Source organism: Lonepinella koalarum (assembly GCF_004565475.1).
Lineage (GTDB): Bacteria > Pseudomonadota > Gammaproteobacteria > Enterobacterales > Pasteurellaceae > Lonepinella > Lonepinella koalarum.
In genome coordinates, this window is the sequence record NZ_SRHX01000001.1 from 435299 (window position 1) to 451268 (window position 15970).

At 38.8% G+C, this 15970-nt stretch carries 16 protein-coding genes; 7 read left to right on the forward strand and 9 right to left on the reverse strand.

The window, feature by feature from the left end; translation table 11 throughout:
- Positions 1-27: 27 nt before the first annotated feature.
- A complete protein-coding gene (locus E0709_RS02080; protein WP_132300042.1) occupies positions 28-1101 on the reverse strand; it encodes an AI-2E family transporter in 1074 nt (357 codons plus the stop codon).
- Positions 1102-1197: 96 nt separating this feature from the next.
- Here E0709_RS02080 and E0709_RS02085 point away from each other — a divergent pair, with 96 nt between their 5' ends.
- Positions 1198-1473 (forward strand): alternative ribosome-rescue factor A, encoded by a 276-nt coding sequence (locus tag E0709_RS02085; protein ID WP_132300044.1) that lies wholly within the window; start codon positions 1198-1200, stop codon positions 1471-1473.
- Positions 1474-1488: 15 nt separating this feature from the next.
- The gene (locus E0709_RS02090) at positions 1489-1782 is read left to right on the forward strand and encodes a DUF5377 family protein (protein WP_132300046.1); all 294 of its coding nucleotides are present in this window, start codon (positions 1489-1491) and stop codon (positions 1780-1782) included.
- 38 nt (positions 1783-1820) lie between these two features.
- Here E0709_RS02090 and hemB read toward each other — a convergent pair whose 3' ends face one another.
- Genes hemB through tatA form a run of 4 tightly spaced genes read right to left on the reverse strand, consistent with a single transcriptional unit; the run spans position 1821 to position 4400 of the window.
- Positions 1821-2843: a porphobilinogen synthase gene (hemB, locus tag E0709_RS02095; protein WP_132300048.1), complete on the reverse strand. Its 1023-nt coding sequence runs from the start codon at positions 2841-2843 to the stop codon at positions 1821-1823.
- 49 nt (positions 2844-2892) lie between these two features.
- A complete protein-coding gene (gene tatC, locus E0709_RS02100) occupies positions 2893-3636 on the reverse strand; it encodes a twin-arginine translocase subunit TatC (RefSeq protein WP_132300294.1) in 744 nt (247 codons plus the stop codon).
- Positions 3636-4175 (reverse strand): Sec-independent protein translocase protein TatB, encoded by a 540-nt coding sequence (tatB, locus tag E0709_RS02105; protein ID WP_132300050.1) that lies wholly within the window; start codon positions 4173-4175, stop codon positions 3636-3638. Before tatB ends, tatC begins: the two co-directional genes overlap by 1 nt.
- 3 nt (positions 4176-4178) lie before the next feature.
- Positions 4179-4400 (reverse strand): Sec-independent protein translocase subunit TatA, encoded by a 222-nt coding sequence (gene tatA / locus E0709_RS02110; RefSeq protein WP_132300052.1) that lies wholly within the window; start codon positions 4398-4400, stop codon positions 4179-4181.
- Between the two features lie 125 nt (positions 4401-4525).
- Here tatA and greB point away from each other — a divergent pair, with 125 nt between their 5' ends.
- Positions 4526-5008, forward strand: coding sequence for a transcription elongation factor GreB (gene greB / locus E0709_RS02115; protein WP_132300054.1), 483 nt, complete (start codon positions 4526-4528; stop codon positions 5006-5008).
- 81 nt (positions 5009-5089) lie between these two features.
- Here greB and E0709_RS02120 read toward each other — a convergent pair whose 3' ends face one another.
- Complete coding sequence (locus E0709_RS02120; protein WP_132300056.1) at positions 5090-6385, reverse strand: NAD(P)/FAD-dependent oxidoreductase; 1296 nt, start codon at positions 6383-6385, stop codon at positions 5090-5092.
- A 141-nt stretch (positions 6386-6526) separates the two neighbouring features.
- On the opposite strand from E0709_RS02120, the gene E0709_RS02125 reads away from it, so the two are divergent.
- Entirely contained in the window at positions 6527-7570 is a 1044-nt protein-coding gene (locus tag E0709_RS02125) for an extracellular solute-binding protein (RefSeq protein ID WP_132300058.1), read from the forward strand.
- A gap of 72 nt (positions 7571-7642) precedes the next feature.
- Here the strand turns inward: E0709_RS02125 and E0709_RS02130 are convergent, their stop codons facing one another.
- Complete coding sequence (locus tag E0709_RS02130; RefSeq protein WP_132300060.1) at positions 7643-9298, reverse strand: putative transporter; 1656 nt, start codon at positions 9296-9298, stop codon at positions 7643-7645.
- A gap of 165 nt (positions 9299-9463) precedes the next feature.
- On the opposite strand from E0709_RS02130, the gene E0709_RS02135 reads away from it, so the two are divergent.
- From E0709_RS02135 to rnr, 3 genes are read left to right on the forward strand one after another with little or no spacing between them, the layout of a single operon-like run.
- Positions 9464-11257 (forward strand): ABC transporter ATP-binding protein/permease, encoded by a 1794-nt coding sequence (locus E0709_RS02135; protein ID WP_132300062.1) that lies wholly within the window; start codon positions 9464-9466, stop codon positions 11255-11257.
- Entirely contained in the window at positions 11258-11965 is a 708-nt protein-coding gene (lpxH, locus tag E0709_RS02140; RefSeq protein ID WP_132300064.1) for a UDP-2,3-diacylglucosamine diphosphatase, read from the forward strand.
- A 12-nt stretch (positions 11966-11977) separates the two neighbouring features.
- A complete protein-coding gene (gene rnr, locus E0709_RS02145; protein ID WP_165867193.1) occupies positions 11978-14365 on the forward strand; it encodes a ribonuclease R in 2388 nt (795 codons plus the stop codon).
- A 61-nt stretch (positions 14366-14426) separates the two neighbouring features.
- Here the strand turns inward: rnr and kdgK are convergent, their stop codons facing one another.
- Both kdgK and E0709_RS02155 read right to left on the reverse strand, forming a co-directional pair.
- Positions 14427-15329 (reverse strand): 2-dehydro-3-deoxygluconokinase, encoded by a 903-nt coding sequence (gene kdgK / locus E0709_RS02150; protein ID WP_132300066.1) that lies wholly within the window; start codon positions 15327-15329, stop codon positions 14427-14429.
- Positions 15329-15961 carry a bifunctional 4-hydroxy-2-oxoglutarate aldolase/2-dehydro-3-deoxy-phosphogluconate aldolase gene (locus tag E0709_RS02155; RefSeq protein WP_132300068.1) on the reverse strand — a complete coding sequence of 211 codons (633 nt, stop codon included), beginning with the start codon at positions 15959-15961 and terminating at the stop codon, positions 15329-15331. Before E0709_RS02155 ends, kdgK begins: the two co-directional genes overlap by 1 nt.
- Between the last annotated feature and the right edge of the window lie 9 nt (positions 15962-15970).

Consider the following 15970-nt stretch of genomic DNA (forward strand, 5'->3'; position numbering starts at 1 on the left):
ACTGGTTTCCCAGTGCTATTTTTTATCTTATTTTACAATAACATTCAATTCTTCTGTTGATGGCCAAGCATTAATCACTGCTTTCACTAAGGTCGCCAACGGAATGGCAAAAAACACACCCCAAAATCCCCATAGTCCACCAAAAATTAAGACTGAAACAATAATGGTTAAAGGGTGTAAATTAACCACTTCCGAAAATAAAAATGGTACTAGTAAGTTTCCGTCCAATAATTGACTCACCACATAGGCAATCATAATGTACCAGAAAGTCGCGTGATCACCGAATTGGAAAAAGGCGACTAAAGCAACAGGAATGCTCACTAAAACTGCGCCTACATAAGGAACTAATACAGAAATGCCTACTGCTACAGAAAGTAATAATGGATAATTCAATCCAAAAAATAGAAAGAGAATGTAGCACACTAAAGCGACAATCGCAATTTCCAGTAATTTCCCCCGAATATAATTAGCAATTTGTAATTGCATTTCTTGCCAGACTTTATTGGCAAGACGACGATTTTGTGGTAAAAATTGAGTGAAAGAGCGAATTAAGGTGTCTTTATCTTTCAACATAAAGAACATCATTAACGGCACTAGAAAAGCATAAATACCAATAGTAACTAAATTTACAATAGAAGTGAGCGAAAATTTCACCGCGCTTTCACCAAAGCCAAGAATTTTGCTACGTGTAGCAGTGAATATCCCTTCAATCATTTGGGCATCCACAAATTCCGGATGAATTTCAGGTAAACGCATTGCCCAGCTATGCAGTTTGTTGAACATATTAGGCAAATCACTTAATAAATTAATGGTTTGATTAATTAAATTGGGTAATAAGCCGAAAGCGAGTAATAAGGCAAAGGTGATAAAACCGCCTAATATGAGCATGATCGCTAGAATGCGGGGGAGCAAGAAGCGGGTGACAAGAAAATGAATCGGAAATTCAAGCAAATAGGCTAACACGAGTGCAATTAATAAAGGGGCGATGAGATCACTAAAAAAATAAATAGCAATAAAGCAAAATAACAGGATAACTGCTAATCCTATTGCTTGTGGATCACTAAAGTGTCGCATATACCATTTTTTTAGCAATTCAATCATAAATTCATTCCCTAGCAATTTTTTCTTGATTATAAGTTAAAATTTTATTTAATTACATATATAATACACAAGTTTATTCATAAGGGAGAGAAAAATATGGCAAAGCAAAAACTAAACTTGCCAAGTGTTGCTGAAACACAAGGCACCACCACTTACCAACATAGTCGTGGTGTTATTCGAGATAATGCGATTCAAGCATTATTAAGTGATCGATTATTTCGCCAACGAATTGAGAAAAAACTCAAAGGCAAAGGTAGTTATCAACGTAAGGCGAAACATACTCTCAAATGGACTGAAAAGCCCGATAATAAGATTTCTTTTGAAAGAGATTTTATTATCGGGTTTTTGTTTAATAACAATAGATTACATTAGAAAGGAAATAAAAACATGACAGCATTAACAGAAGTTTTATTTACCAATACGTTGAATGTTCGGATTAGTGATCCGGGCGAAGAAGGGGCAACTAGCCACTTTTTTGAAACCATTTATATTACTCTGGTTGCACATATTAACGGCGATGAAGTTAAGTATGAATTTACGCGTAAAGTGGAAAACGAAGTAAAAATTAACCGCACTTTTACCGCATTAAATGAGCTATTTAAATTCTTAGCAGATTATTTGGATCCTGTTGCTTTAGGCAATTTAGGGGTAAAGATCGGTCAGTTAGGATTAGCTAAGTAAAACAGAACTGCAGTGAACTTCACTGCAGCTATTCTATGCTATTTATTCTTCCCGTCTAAATACAACCACTCGGCTACCTGTTTGGCGAAATAGGTCAAAATCCCATCGGCTCCCGCACGTTTAAAGCAGAGTAAACTTTCCAGAATACATTCTTTTTCTTTTAACCAGCCATTCTCAATTGCTGCTAAGTGTATAGCATATTCGCCCGAAACTTGATAAGCAAAGGTAGGTACGCCAAATTGTTGTTTTACCCGATATACCATATCTAAATAAGGCATACCTGGTTTCACCATGACCATATCCGCCCCCTCTTGAATATCTAGTGCCACTTCTTGTAAGCCCTCGTTGCTGTTGGCAGGATCAACCTGATAGGTTTTCTTATCACCGCCTTTTAGGTTAGCCGATGACCCCACGGCATCACGGAAAGGACCGTAATAATTTGATGCGTATTTTGCTGCATACGCCATAATTAAGGTATTAATTAGTCCTTTCTGTTCAAGTGCGGTGCGAATTTTGCCGATTCTGCCGTCCATCATATCGCTTGGGGCAACAATATCCGCTCCCGCTTCTGCATGGGAAAGGGCTTGTTTAACTAATACATCGCAGGTCAATTCATTCAGCACATAACCGGTTTCGTCAATAATACCGTCCTGACCGTGTAGCGTATAAGGATCTAACGCCACATCGGTTAATACACCTAATTCTGGATAATTGGCTTTTAGTGCTTTTACTGCACGTTGTACTAACCCATTTGGGTTATAGCTTTCTTCCGCCATTAAGGATTTTTTATCTTGTTCCACCACAGGGAATAAGGCAATCACTGGCACGCCATATTTGACTAACAAGCCTGCTTCAATGAGTAATTGATCAATGGTTAAACGTTCTACTTTTGGCATTGATGGTACAGGTTCACGTCGATTTTCGCCCTCCATAATAAAGACTGGATAAATTAAATCATCCACAGTTAATTTATTTTCAGCCATTAAACGGCGACTAAAATCATGTTTACGCATACGGCGTAAACGGCGTTCAGGGTAACCTGTAAAAATTTGTATTGTCATGTTCTCTCTCTTAATAAAAAAGGCGAATATATTGATCCGCCTAATGTTCTCATTCTATGGCGTTTTCATCATCTTTCGGGCGATAAAATCTGGCACAAATTACGCCCACTTCAAATAACAAACACATTGGTATGGCTAGTAGAGTTTGGGAGAAAATATCAGGCGGGGTAAGCAACATGCCGACCACAAAAGCGGTTACGATAATATAGGGGCGTTTGGCTTTTAAATCTTCTGGCGTGGTTACGCCAGCCCAACATAGCAAAATAATGGCTACTGGCACTTCAAAGCAGACACCAAATGCCAAAAACAGCGTCAGCACAAAATCTAAATAACTACTAATATCCGTTGCCATGGCAACGCCGTCAGGCGTGGTTTTGGTTAAAAAGCTAAACACCAATGGAAACACTACATAATAGGCAAACGCCACGCCCACATAAAATAATAAGGTGCTAGAAAATAGCAAGGGATAAACTAAGCGTTTTTCATGGCTGTATAATGCAGGGGCAACAAACGCCCAAAGCTGATAAAGCAAAAAAGGTACCGAAATAAACACCGCCGTGAGTGCGGTTAATTTAATCGGGGTGAAAAAAGGTGCTGCTACATTGGTAGCAATCATGGTAGAACCTGCTGGCATTGCATCTAACAATGGTGTGGCAATTAAATGATAAATATCATTGGAAAAATACACTAACGCCAGAAAAACCACGGCGACAAAAATAAATGAGCGTAACAAACGGTTACGTAATTCGATTAAATGTGAGATTAAAGGTTGTGTTTCTTCGACATTACTCATCATTTTTTCTCCTGTTGGCTAACAGGTTGAGCATCTTCAGCAGGGTGATATTGATCGATATATTGTGCTAATTGCTCATCTAAAGAAAGCTCGTCTTCAATATTTTGTGTTAAATCATCAGGATCTTGATTGGTTTCATCAAGTGCGGTGGAATTTTCGGTTTTTTCTAGTTTATTCTCTTGAACGTTCTCATTCCGTACAGTATCTATTTGTTCTTGTAAAGCATGATTAGCATCACTGGCTTGTTTATCCAAATTGGCTTTCATTTTTTCGGCGGATTGTTTCAATTCTTCTACCGTTTGAGCCAGTTCAGGCGACAGGGTATTCAAATTTAAATGCTCGGCTTTTTTGATACTTTCTTGCAGCTCTTGTAATTTTAACTCTTGTGTCAATTCATTTTGCACATTCGCCGCTAAACCACGAATAGTTCGTACCCATTTCATCACTGTCCGAATAGCCACAGGCATACGTTGTGGACCTAATACCACCAAGCCCACAATAAAAATCAACAGTAATTCAGAAAAACCAATATCAAACACGGATTATGCCTGTTCTTTTTGTTTCGCCGTATCTTCTGTTTTAACCGTATCGGTTTTATCTAAGGATTTAAATTCTGCATCCTTAGGTTCATCTGCCATGGCTTTTTTAAAGCCTTTCACCGATTCACCTAAATCAGAACCTAAGGTTCTTAGTTTTTTTGTACCGAATAGTAATACCACGATAGCCACAATAATCAGCAGTTGCCAAATACTAATACCACCCATAAAAATACCCCTTAATATTGAAATAATAATTGTGCCTGAATATACCCCTTTTCCCTTGTTTAGGCAATAGCCACAAAGTAGTAGAGATGCTATAATTCGACTTATTTTACTTATATTTCATTGAAATGGCAAAATCCAATTACATTACCCGACAAGGCTGGAATACCCTTGATCAAGAATTAAAATTTTTATGGAAAGAAGAACGCCCGAAAGTTACTCAAGCGGTTTCCGATGCAGTAGCATTAGGCGATCGCAGTGAAAATGCAGAATATATTTACGGCAAACGCCGCTTGCGTGAAATTGACCGCCGTGTACGTTTTTTAATGAAACGGTTGGAAGTGTTGCAAATCGTGGATTATCACCCGCAACAAGAGGGCAAAGTGTTCTTTGGTGCTTGGGTAGAGTTGGAAACAGAAAGCGGTGAATTAAAACAATATCGCATCGTTGGCTGTGATGAATTTGAGCCAGCCAAAAATTGGATTTCCATTGATTCTCCGGTGGCTCGAGCTTTGATTGGTAAACAGCTTGATGATGAAGTCCGCGTCAACACGCCATCAGGCAAAATGCTATTTTTTGTGAACCGTATTTGGTATGAGCATGGTTCTTAAATATGATAACGATGTACCGTATCTGATCTAATCGCTACGGAGTAGCCATATTATGCTAACCCCGTATGCAAGTACAGGGGATCAAAAATACTTATCCAAAAATTTATAGTAAGGAATGCCAATTTTCAAGGCTAACTTTTTGATTAATTTACCACCATAAACAGACGAAATTTTTAATTTCTCAAATACTTGCAAACGGTGATCATCACCTAAAATACTTTCAGCTATAATCCGCCCCGCCAATCCTGTTAAGGCAATCCCGTGTCCTGAATAGCCGTGTGCAAAATAGATATTGGAGGCAATTCGCCCAAAATAGGGTTGCGAATTTAAGGTCATGTCAATCGGTCCCCCCCAGCCATAATCAATTTTTATCTGTTCCAGTTGCGGAAACACGTTGAGCATATTTTTTCGCATCACCTGTACCATATCTTTATTGGAACTACTGTCACTGCCAAATAACAAGCGGTTATCCGCACTTAACCGATAATAATCCAGTAATAAATTATTATCACACACCGACATACCATTGTTAATTAAGCTATCTGCGGTACTTTGATCTAAGGGTTCTGTGGCGATAATAAAACTTTCCACCGGTAAAATTTTGCGAGCGGTGCCGTGATGAATGGATTTCGGTAAATTGGCGATATAAGCATTGGTGGCTAACACCACATGTTGAGCAGATACTTGTGCTTTATCGGTAGTTAAAATTACTTGATTGTATTGCGTTTGCATATCCAGCACAGGCGATTGCTCAAAAATCTGTACGCCCAGCTCTAAGCAGGCTTTGGCTAGACCTAAGCAGTAATTTAATGGGTGCAAGTGTCCTGAATTGCTATCAAATAAACCACCCACATAAATATCCGAACCCAAATGTTGTTGTAACTGAGTTTTATCCCATAGCTGCATATAGGAGTAACCAAAGGTTTCTCGGCTGGCTTTTTCAATGGCAATTAAATCGTCCATGCGACGATGGTTCAATGCCAAGGTGGCGTAACCTTTTTTCCAATCACATTGAATTTGGTATTTTTGTACTCTTTCATCAATAATATCAATGGCTTCAAGGGACATTTCCCATAGGCTTTTGGCTTGTTCAAAACCAAATTGTTCAATATATTCATCAATGCCATCTTCAAAACCATTAATGGCTTGTCCGCCACTACGACCTGATGCGCCATAGCCAATTCTTGCCCCATCTAGCACAATCACTTGTTTGCCCTGTTCGGCGAGTTCTAAGGCAGTGGATAAACCACATAAACCCGCTCCAATTACACAGACTTCAGTGCTGAGATTTTCAGCTAAGTGCGGTTGTTTTAGGTTGAGATTTCGGCTGTGATAATAGTAGGTGTTGATATGTTCTTGATGTGCAAAATTCAGCATAAAATAGTCTTTTCTTATTATTTTCGCTGATCTTACAAGGATATTAGCAGATGTCAATGTAAAAACTATGTTATACTTGATCTGCTTACATTAAGCACATTTAAATTTTTAACCACACTTTCTGGGAGACCTTAAACGTAAATGAAAAAATCCTTTTCTCGTTCAATCAAAACGTTACTATGTTCCGCCACTGCTTTTTTCGCCAGTCAAGTCTGGGCGGAACAACTGTATATTTATAACTGGACGGACTATATTCCGTCAGATTTAGTATCTAAGTTTACCAAGGAAACAGGTATTAACGTCCATTATTCTACTTTTGAAAGCAACGAAGAAATGTATTCAAAATTGAAGTTAATGGATAAGGCAGGTTATGATTTAATTTTTCCATCAAGCTATTACATTGGCAAAATGGTAAAAGAGGGTATGCTGGAAAAAATCGATCATAGCAAGTTAACCAATTTGTCGCAAATTCCACAAAATGTATTAAATAAAGAATTTGATCCCGATAATCAATATTCATTACCTTATGTTTATGGTTTAACGGGTATGGCAATCAATACCAGTAGTGTTGATCCAGACAAAGTCACCAGTTGGGGGGATTTATGGAACCCAGAATTTAAAGGTAAAGTATTATTAACGGCGGATGCACGAGAAGTGTTTCATATTGCTTTATTGTTAGACGGCAAATCACCCAACACCAGCAATGAAGATGAGATTAAAGCGGCTTATGAACGTTTGGTGAAATTATTGCCAAATGTTGGGGCGTTCAATTCTGATACGCCAGAATTGCCTTATATTCAAGGTGAAGTGGAATTAGGTATGATTTGGAATGGCTCAGCTTATATGGCGGGTAAGGAAAATCCAGATATTAAATTTGTCTATCCAAAAGAGGGGGCGATTTTCTGGATGGATAATTACGCTATTCCGAAAGGAGCAAAAAATATTGAAGCGGCGCATAAATTTATTGATTTTATGCTGCGTCCTGAACATGCGAAAACCATTATTGAGCGAATGGGATTTTCTATGCCAAATGTAGGCGCGAAAGCGCTGTTAAAACCGGAAGACGCGACAAATCCATTATTATTCCCACCCACTGAAGAAGTCGAAAAGGGTATTTTCCAAGGTGATGTGGGCGATGCCGTAGATATTTATGAGAAATATTGGAATAAATTGAAAACCAATTAATTAAACGGTAGAGATAGTTAAAGGGCGAATTTAAATTCTAAATTCGCCCTTTGTTATGTTAGTTGCAATGTGTTAAATTGTCCACAACAATATTGCCAGTAACTGCGGTGAAATTATCCGTAAAAACATGGTTAATGGATAAACAGTGGCATAGGCTAACGGCGCTGCTCCGTGATCTTCTTTAATCGCATTGGCAAAGGCTAAGGCTGGTGGATCGGTCATGGAACCGGCTAACAAACCACAGATAGAAAGATAATTCAGTTTAGCATAAAGGCGAGCGATAATACCGACCAGCATTAATGGCACAAAGGTAATCAAAAAACCGTAACCCATCCATTCTAGACCATTACCTTCGGTTAAGGTGCTAACAAAATTACCACCCGATTTTAATCCCACCACCGATAAGAATAACACGATCCCGATTTCACGTAATGCCATATTGGCACTTGGCGGCATAAACCAGTAGAGTTTACCAATTGATCCAATTCGAGCTAAAATTAACGCTACCACTAACGGACCACCAGCCAAACCAAGTTTTAATGCAACAGGGAAACCCGGAATATGGAATGGAATGGAACCGAGTAATACCCCTAAACCGATCCCGAAAAAGACAGGTAACATTTGTACGCGTTGCAATTTAGACTGCATATTACCGAGTTCAGCAATCACATTATCAATCACATCCGCATTACCCACAATATGCACCACGTCACCGAATTGCAAAGTGGTATGTGCGGTTGGTACTAGTTCAATACCTGAACGGTTTAAACGAGAAATTACCACGCCATATTTTTGATGAAATGCCAACGCCCGAATGCTTTTCCCCAATACTTTTTCATTGGTAATCACCACCCGTTGAGAACGTAAATTTCCTTTGATATTAGACGGCTCAATATTGACTAACTCGCCCATAATTAACCGTACTTTATTGAGAGCTTGCGTATCACCAACTAAATGTAACACGTCATCTAAGTAAATTTCTGTATCCCCCTTGGGTACTTCAATATGCTCGTCACGTTTTAAACGAGTACATAGCACATCATGGCTTTCAAAGCCGGGAATTTCTTTTAGCATCAACCCATGTAGATTTGGATTGGTGACTTTCAGGTCAATTTTTTGTAAGACTTCTTTATCCTTACCCGTGGTTTTGTCAAATGAGGCGGCTTCTTCCTCTATTTTTACGCGGAAAAATAAACGAATTAACCACATACTCAACAAAATACCGCAAATCCCAAATGGATACGCCATGGCATAAGAAATACCCATGGTTTCGGTAATATTAGTCATACCCAGTTCAGCGAGAATTTGTTGACCGGCACCCAACGCGGGTGTATTGGTTACCGCCCCTGAATAAATCCCCAAAACCACATCTAATGGCATATCAGTAAAATATTGAATGGCAATCACCATCAGTGAACCTAACAACACAATTAATGCTGCCAAACCATTTAATTTCATTCCCGATTCACGTAAGGACGCAAAGAAACCGGGTCCCACTTGAATACCGATAGTATAAACGAACAAAATTAAACCGAATTCTTGTACAAAATGTAAGGTGTGCGCATCAAGCATTAAACCACTTTGATGGGTAAAATGTGCAACAATAATCCCACCGAATAGCACTCCACCGATACCTAATCCTACCCCTTTGATCTTCCAATGACCAAGCCATAAGCCTATTACCGCTACCAACGATAATAGGCTTATAGTAATCGCAATATCAGACATAAAGCCCCCCTAAATTAAATTAATTGCTGATGATTATAATCTAAGCTGTAATAGATAAAATAAAAAAAAGGAAAAAGTTTGATGTTTATCACATTTTTCCTTGCTTAATTTACTTATTTGCTGAAAAATAACGCATTATTTTAACATTTACACTTTAATTTTAATATGGATTATGTTCAAGAATTAATCACTTCTTTATTTTGGATTTTAAAAGCCATTGCTATCACTGCCATCGTATTCACTATTGTATTATGGTTTTTAGTCAAAACCACCCGTTGGGGACAACAATTTTGGTCACTGGCGCACGAGTATTTGTCGCCTAAACGGAGTGTAAAACCCTTAATTTATTTTGTGGTGATTGTCTTTTTTAACCTGTTTTCTGTACGCTTAGATATTTTGTTTTCGGAATGGTATAAGGCAATGTATGATGCGTTGCAAAATAGTAATGAAAATATTTTCTGGATCCAAATGGTGGTATTCTCCGTATTAGCCGCCATTAATATTAGTAATGTATTATTACTTTATTATTTAGGGCAACGTTTCACCATTCAATGGCGGACTGAATTAAACCGACAATTAGTGGATAAATGGCTCGACAAACAGGCTTATTACAAAACACAATATGTTTATAATCAATTAGATAACCCCGATCAACGGATTCAACAGGATATTCAATCCTATGTGTCGAATTCGTTAAGTTTTGCGACCGGCGTCATTTCTTCGGTAGTGTCTATTGTAGCGTTTACTCAAATTCTATGGAATCTATCTGGTGAAATGATGGTTGGTTCAATCACGGTGCCACACGCCATGGTCTTTTTGGTGTTTATTTATGTGTTAGTTACCAGTGTCTTTGCTTTCCGCATTGGGCGACCATTAATTCAACTCAATTTTGCTAATGAACGCTTAAATGCGAACTATCGTTACTCATTGATTCGGATTAAAGAATATGCGGAAAGTATTGCATTTTTCCGTGGTGAGAACATGGAACGCAATATCCTGTTTAAACAATTTGATAAAGTGATCGGCAATGTGTGGAAAATGGTCTATATGACCCTAAAACTTTCTGGCTTTAACTTAATGGTTTCTCAAGTGTCAGTGGTGTTTCCCTTTATTATTCAAGCCAGTCGATTTTTTAGTAAACAGATTCAATTGGGGGATTTAATTCAAACATCGCAATCTTTCGGACGCGTGCAATCGGCATTGTCTTACTTCCGTAATGCTTATGATGAATTTGCAGGTTATCGTGCAGTATTAAATCGTTTAACAGGCTTCCATTCTGCCATTGAACAAGCGACTCAACCAACTGAAGTAAAATTACATCCGCTAGAAAGTGCGGTGCGTTTTGAGCAAGTTTCGGTGAAAAAACCAACGGGCGAAACCCTGATTACGGATTTAACTTTCGATCTGCCACAGGGTTCATCGCTATTAATTAAAGGTCCATCGGGAGCAGGTAAAACCACCTTATTACGTACTATTGCGGGCCTTTGGTCGCATGCCAACGGCGATATTTATTTACCCCAACAAAGTGCTTTGTTTTTACCGCAAAAACCTTATTTACCGCAAGGGCGTTTAATTGATGCGTTATTTTATCCAAATCTTGCCCCTGATAATGTGGATTTAGTCCAAGCGGCAGATACCATGCGAGCGGTGCAACTTGGACATTTAAGTGATAAATTGGAACAAGAAAATGACTGGACTCGGGTGCTTTCACTCGGTGAACAGCAGCGGTTAGCGTTCGCTCGGTTATTGATTACGCAACCGAAAATTGCTTTCTTAGATGAAGCCTCCGCCAGTATGGATGAGGGATTAGAAGATGCCATGTATCGTTTATTACATGAACGTTTGCCGAATACCACGATTATCAGTGTTGGACACCGTTCAACTCTCAATGTACATCATCAGCAACAATTAGAAATTGATCCGGTTAATCATCGTTGGCAGTTAATTGTAGGACATTAAATGAAAAAAAACTTGTTTATTGCCGATTTACATTTAAGCGAAAATCGCCCCGATTTAACCGCACTTTTTGTGGATTTTATGCAACATCAAGCCCCACAAGCCGAAGCGTTATATATTCTAGGCGACCTTTTCGATTTTTGGATTGGTGATGATGAACGTTCAGACTTAATTAACTTAGTGCAAGACCAAATTCGTTCTATTACGCAACAAGGTATTGCATGCTATTTTATGTGCGGTAATCGGGACTTTTTGCTCGGACAGAAATTTGCTGAAACTTGCGGATTACAGCTTTTGCCTGATTATCAAGTGATTGATTTATATGGCACTAAAACCCTGATTTGTCACGGTGATACCCTTTGTATTGATGATGAAAGATACCAACAGTTCCGCCGTAAAGTGCATCAAAAATGGCGACAACGTTTGTTTTTATGTTTACCATTAAAACTGCGGTTGAAAATTGCTGAGAATATTCGCTCCAAAAGCAAAGCGGATAAGCAACAAAAAACCATTGAGATGATGGACGTGAATCCTGAATTTACGTTGCAAATCATGCAAAAATTTGCGGTGACAAGATTAATTCATGGACATACCCATAAACAAAATATTCATCAAATGACGCCACAATGTGAGCGAATTGTATTAGGTGACTGGGGAAAAACTGCGTCTATTTTAGTCGTGACTGAACAAAGCATAATTTTCAACAATTAAAGGAGATATATCATGACAAAAACAAAAAAAGCGGAAAAAAACACCGCGCTTATGGATCCAAATTTTCAACAAGAACAAGCGAAATATGAAAACCCTATCCCAAGTCGTGAATTTATTATTCAAATTATCCGAGAACACAATGCCCCCATGAGTCGTGAAGAAATGGTGGCAACCTTTGGCTTACATCATGAAGACGAAATCGAGGGGATTCGTCGCCGTTTACGTGCAATGGAAAATGATGGTCAGTTAGTGTTTACTAAGCGTAAATGTTATGCCTTGCCTGAAAAGTTAGATTTAATCAAAGGTACTGTGATTGGGCATCGTGACGGCTACGGCTTTTTAGAAATCGAAAGCCCTGCCAAAAATGCGGTAGCCAATAAAGATTTATTTATTCCAAATAACCAAATGCAACGGGTGATGCACGGCGATTTTGTGTTGGCTCAACCCACTGGATTTGACCGCAAAGGACGGCAAGAAGTGCGTATTGTTCGCGTATTAGAAAGCCGTAAAAAACAAATTGTTGGACGTTTTTTCCTTGAAGACGGCATTGGTTATGTGGTGCCTGATGATAGCCGTATTGGACGAGATATTTTAATTCCTAATGAATCTCGCATGGGGGCAAGAATGGGGCAAGTGGTGGTAGTTGAACTTAAACCACGTACCGCCAGTTTTAGCCAACCTGTCGGGATTATTCGTGAAATTTTAGGGGATAATATGGCAAAAGGTATGGAAGTTGAGATTGCCTTACGCAATCACGATATTCCGCATACTTTCCCTGACGCTGTCCAAAAAGCGGTGAAAAAACTCAGTGAAGACGTGCCAGAAGAAGCGAAAAAAGGACGTATCAATTTACGTGATTTGCCGTTAGTGACCATTGATGGCGAAGATGCTCGAGATTTTGACGATGCGGTACATTGTCGTAAAGAAAAAAACGGTTGGCGTTTATGGGTGGCGATTGCCGATGTCAGTTATTATGTGCGTTTGCGTACTGCTTTAGATGCCGAAGCTCACAATCGGGGAAATTCGGTCTATTTTCCCAATCGAGTGGTGCCGATGTTACCTGAAATTCTCTCCAACGGCTTATGTTCACTTAATCCACAAGTTGATCGTCTGTGTATGGTGTGTGAAATGGAAGTGTCCAATAAAGGGGAATTAAAAGGCTATCAATTCTATGAAGCCGTGATGAACTCGCACGCTCGCTTGACTTACACCAAAGTGGCTAGTATTTTACACGGTGATGTAGAATTAAGCCAGCGTTATCAAGCACTTGTTCCTCACTTAAAGGAACTGTACGCCATGTATCAAGCCTTGCTAGAAGCTCGTCATTTACGTGGTGCTATTGATTTTGAAACCATTGAAAGCAAGTTTATTTTCAATGAAATGGGGCGTATCGAACGGATTGAAAAAGAAGAACGCAATGACGCACACAAAATCATTGAAGAATGTATGATTTTAGCCAATATTTCTGCGGCGAATTTTATGGAACGTCATCAAGAGCCAGCGTTATATCGTATTCATGCGGGTCCGAGTGAAGAAAAATTAACTGCTTTCCGCACATTTTTGGCAGAATGTGGTTTATCTTTGCGAGGGGGCAATAAACCGAGTACGGCGGATTATGCCGAGTTGTTAAATCAAGTCAAACAACGTCCCGATCAAGAGCTTATTCAAACCATGTTGTTACGCAGTTTAAGCCAAGCAGTGTATCACCCTGATAATATTGGACATTTTGGTTTAGCCTTAACGGAATATGCACATTTTACCTCACCTATTCGCCGTTATCCTGATTTAACCTTACATCGTGGCATAAAATATCTGTTAGCCAAACAAAAAGGGGCAAAACGCAAAACCACAGAAAGTGGAGGATACCATTATAATTTAGATGAGATGGATTTATTAGGTGACCATTGTTCCATGACCGAACGCCGTGCCGATGATGCAACAAGGGAAGTGGCAGACTGGTTGAAATGCGAATTTATGCAAGACCACGTTGGTGATGAATTTGACGGTGTTATCTCGTCAGTCACTGGTTTTGGCTTATTTGTTCGCCTTGATGATTTGTTTATTGACGGCTTGGTGCATATTTCCACTCTCGATAATGACTACTATCAATACGACAGTGCAGGACAACGCTTAATCGGTGAAAACAGCGGCATGCTATATCGTTTAGGGGATAAAGTCAGAATCAAAGTAGAAGCCGTCAGCCTTGAACAACGCCAAGTGGATTTCTCTCTAGTATCAAGCGAACGCCAACCACGCCGTGTAGGCAAAACCGCTAAAACCAAAGCAAAAAGAGCTGAAAAAGTGGTGAAAAATAACCGCAGTTTGAAGATGGAGAAAGGAAAAAGGACAGGGGAAACTAAAAAAGAAAAAAGTAGTCAACGTTTAACCAAAAAAAGATAGCGAAGTAAAATATCAACTTCCTGAAAGTGCGGTGTATTTTCAGGAAGTTTGTAAGCAAGATTTAAAATATCTCTTTAGGAATAATCGCACCACGATATGAAATTACTTTGCTTGCCACTACATGCCCTTGTTGAGCAGACTGAATTTCATTTTTTTGCTGTAAACGAGCCGCTAAATAACCTGCACTAAAAGAATCTCCAGCAGCAGTGGTGTCAATGACATTTTCTACTTTTATAGCCGGAATTGAGAATTGTTGCTGAGTTTGTACAATACAATCTTCCGCCCCACGTTTAATCACAATTTCAGTCACACCGAATTGCTGGGTTCGCATAATACAATCAGCAAGTGTTTTATCTTGCCAAAGTTGTTGTTCATCGTCGAAAGTTAAAAATGCGATGTCAGTAAAAGAGAGAATTTGACGATATATTTGTTGGGTCGTTTCTTTGTTTTCCCACAAAATAGGTCGGTAATTATTATCAAAAATTATTTTCCCACCACCTTGTTTAAAGCGCGGTAAAAAATGAAATAATTTTTGGCGACTTGCATTATCTAAAATAGCCAAACTAATCCCACTTAAATAAATATAATCAAATTGCTTAAGTTTAGATAAAATTTGTTCGGCGTTAGGGGATTTTAACCAGTATTTTGCGGCAGAATCATTACGCCAGTAATAAAAAGAACGCTCGCCTTTTTTATCGGTAATAATGGAATATAAACCGGGTAATTTATCGGGTAAACATTGTACCAACTCGGTATTGATTTGTTCTTGCTGCCATTGTGCAAGCATTTTCTGGCTATAAGGGTCAACACCTAATGCCGTTATATAATGTACAGAAAATGAATTTGGTAGCAGTCGAGCTAGGTATATTGCAGTATTAAGAGTGTCTCCGCCAAAACCTAATTTTACTTGTTGATCTTGTTGTGCCAGTTCGATCATACATTCGCCGAGCACCGCAATTTTCATTATTGTATTCCTTCTATTGTGGATTGAGCTAATTGAGCAATAAGCGCAAAATTTTCTTGTTTAACGGCAGATAAAGGAACAAACCAACTTCCCCCCACACACATAACATTTTTTAGATTAAGATAATTCAAATAATTTTTTTCATTAATGCCTCCTGTCGGACAGAATGTTATCTCAGGAAAGACAGATGAAAAGGCTTGCAATGCTTTGATTCCACCGTTTATTTCTGCCGGGAAGAATTTTAGGCAATGTAAATCGTACTGTTTGGCTAACATTATTTCACTTGCAGTGGCGACACCCGGAATAAAAGAAACATCAAATAATATGCTTTTTTGCAATAAGCTTTCCGTTATTCCGGGGCTAATAATAAATTGTGCACCTGCTATAATGGCTTGTTCAAATTGCACTGGATTTAAGACTGTTCCGGCACCGACAATTGCATCGGGGATCTCTTGTTTAATTAATTTTATCGCGTCTAATCCACATTCAGTACGTAATGTAATTTCTAATACCTTTATACCTGATTCAACTAAGGTTTTTGCTAATGGAACAGCATTTTTTAAATTATCAATTACCATTACAGGAATAACGGGTGATTGTGTTAACACATCAAGTGCGGTTAATTTTTTCATTTTTTCTCC

Excerpts from the sequence above, each read along its gene's own strand:
- E0709_RS02080 (WP_132300042.1), bottom strand. The coding sequence starts at position 1,101 with ATGATTGAATTGCTAAAAAAATGGTATATGCGACACTTTAGTGATCCA.
- E0709_RS02085 (WP_132300044.1), top strand. The coding sequence starts at position 1,198 with ATGGCAAAGCAAAAACTAAACTTGCCAAGTGTTGCTGAAACACAAGGC.
- E0709_RS02090 (WP_132300046.1), top strand. The coding sequence starts at position 1,489 with ATGACAGCATTAACAGAAGTTTTATTTACCAATACGTTGAATGTTCGG.
- hemB (WP_132300048.1), bottom strand. The coding sequence starts at position 2,843 with ATGACAATACAAATTTTTACAGGTTACCCTGAACGCCGTTTACGCCGT.
- tatC (WP_132300294.1), bottom strand. The coding sequence starts at position 3,636 with ATGAGTAATGTCGAAGAAACACAACCTTTAATCTCACATTTAATCGAA.
- tatA (WP_132300052.1), bottom strand. The coding sequence starts at position 4,400 with ATGGGTGGTATTAGTATTTGGCAACTGCTGATTATTGTGGCTATCGTG.
- greB (WP_132300054.1), top strand. The coding sequence starts at position 4,526 with ATGGCAAAATCCAATTACATTACCCGACAAGGCTGGAATACCCTTGAT.
- E0709_RS02120 (WP_132300056.1), bottom strand. The coding sequence starts at position 6,385 with ATGCTGAATTTTGCACATCAAGAACATATCAACACCTACTATTATCAC.
- E0709_RS02125 (WP_132300058.1), top strand. The coding sequence starts at position 6,527 with ATGAAAAAATCCTTTTCTCGTTCAATCAAAACGTTACTATGTTCCGCC.
- E0709_RS02130 (WP_132300060.1), bottom strand. The coding sequence starts at position 9,298 with ATGTCTGATATTGCGATTACTATAAGCCTATTATCGTTGGTAGCGGTA.
- E0709_RS02135 (WP_132300062.1), top strand. The coding sequence starts at position 9,464 with ATGGATTATGTTCAAGAATTAATCACTTCTTTATTTTGGATTTTAAAA.
- lpxH (WP_132300064.1), top strand. The coding sequence starts at position 11,258 with ATGAAAAAAAACTTGTTTATTGCCGATTTACATTTAAGCGAAAATCGC.
- rnr (WP_165867193.1), top strand. The coding sequence starts at position 11,978 with ATGACAAAAACAAAAAAAGCGGAAAAAAACACCGCGCTTATGGATCCA.
- kdgK (WP_132300066.1), bottom strand. The coding sequence starts at position 15,329 with ATGAAAATTGCGGTGCTCGGCGAATGTATGATCGAACTGGCACAACAA.
- E0709_RS02155 (WP_132300068.1), bottom strand. The coding sequence starts at position 15,961 with ATGAAAAAATTAACCGCACTTGATGTGTTAACACAATCACCCGTTATT.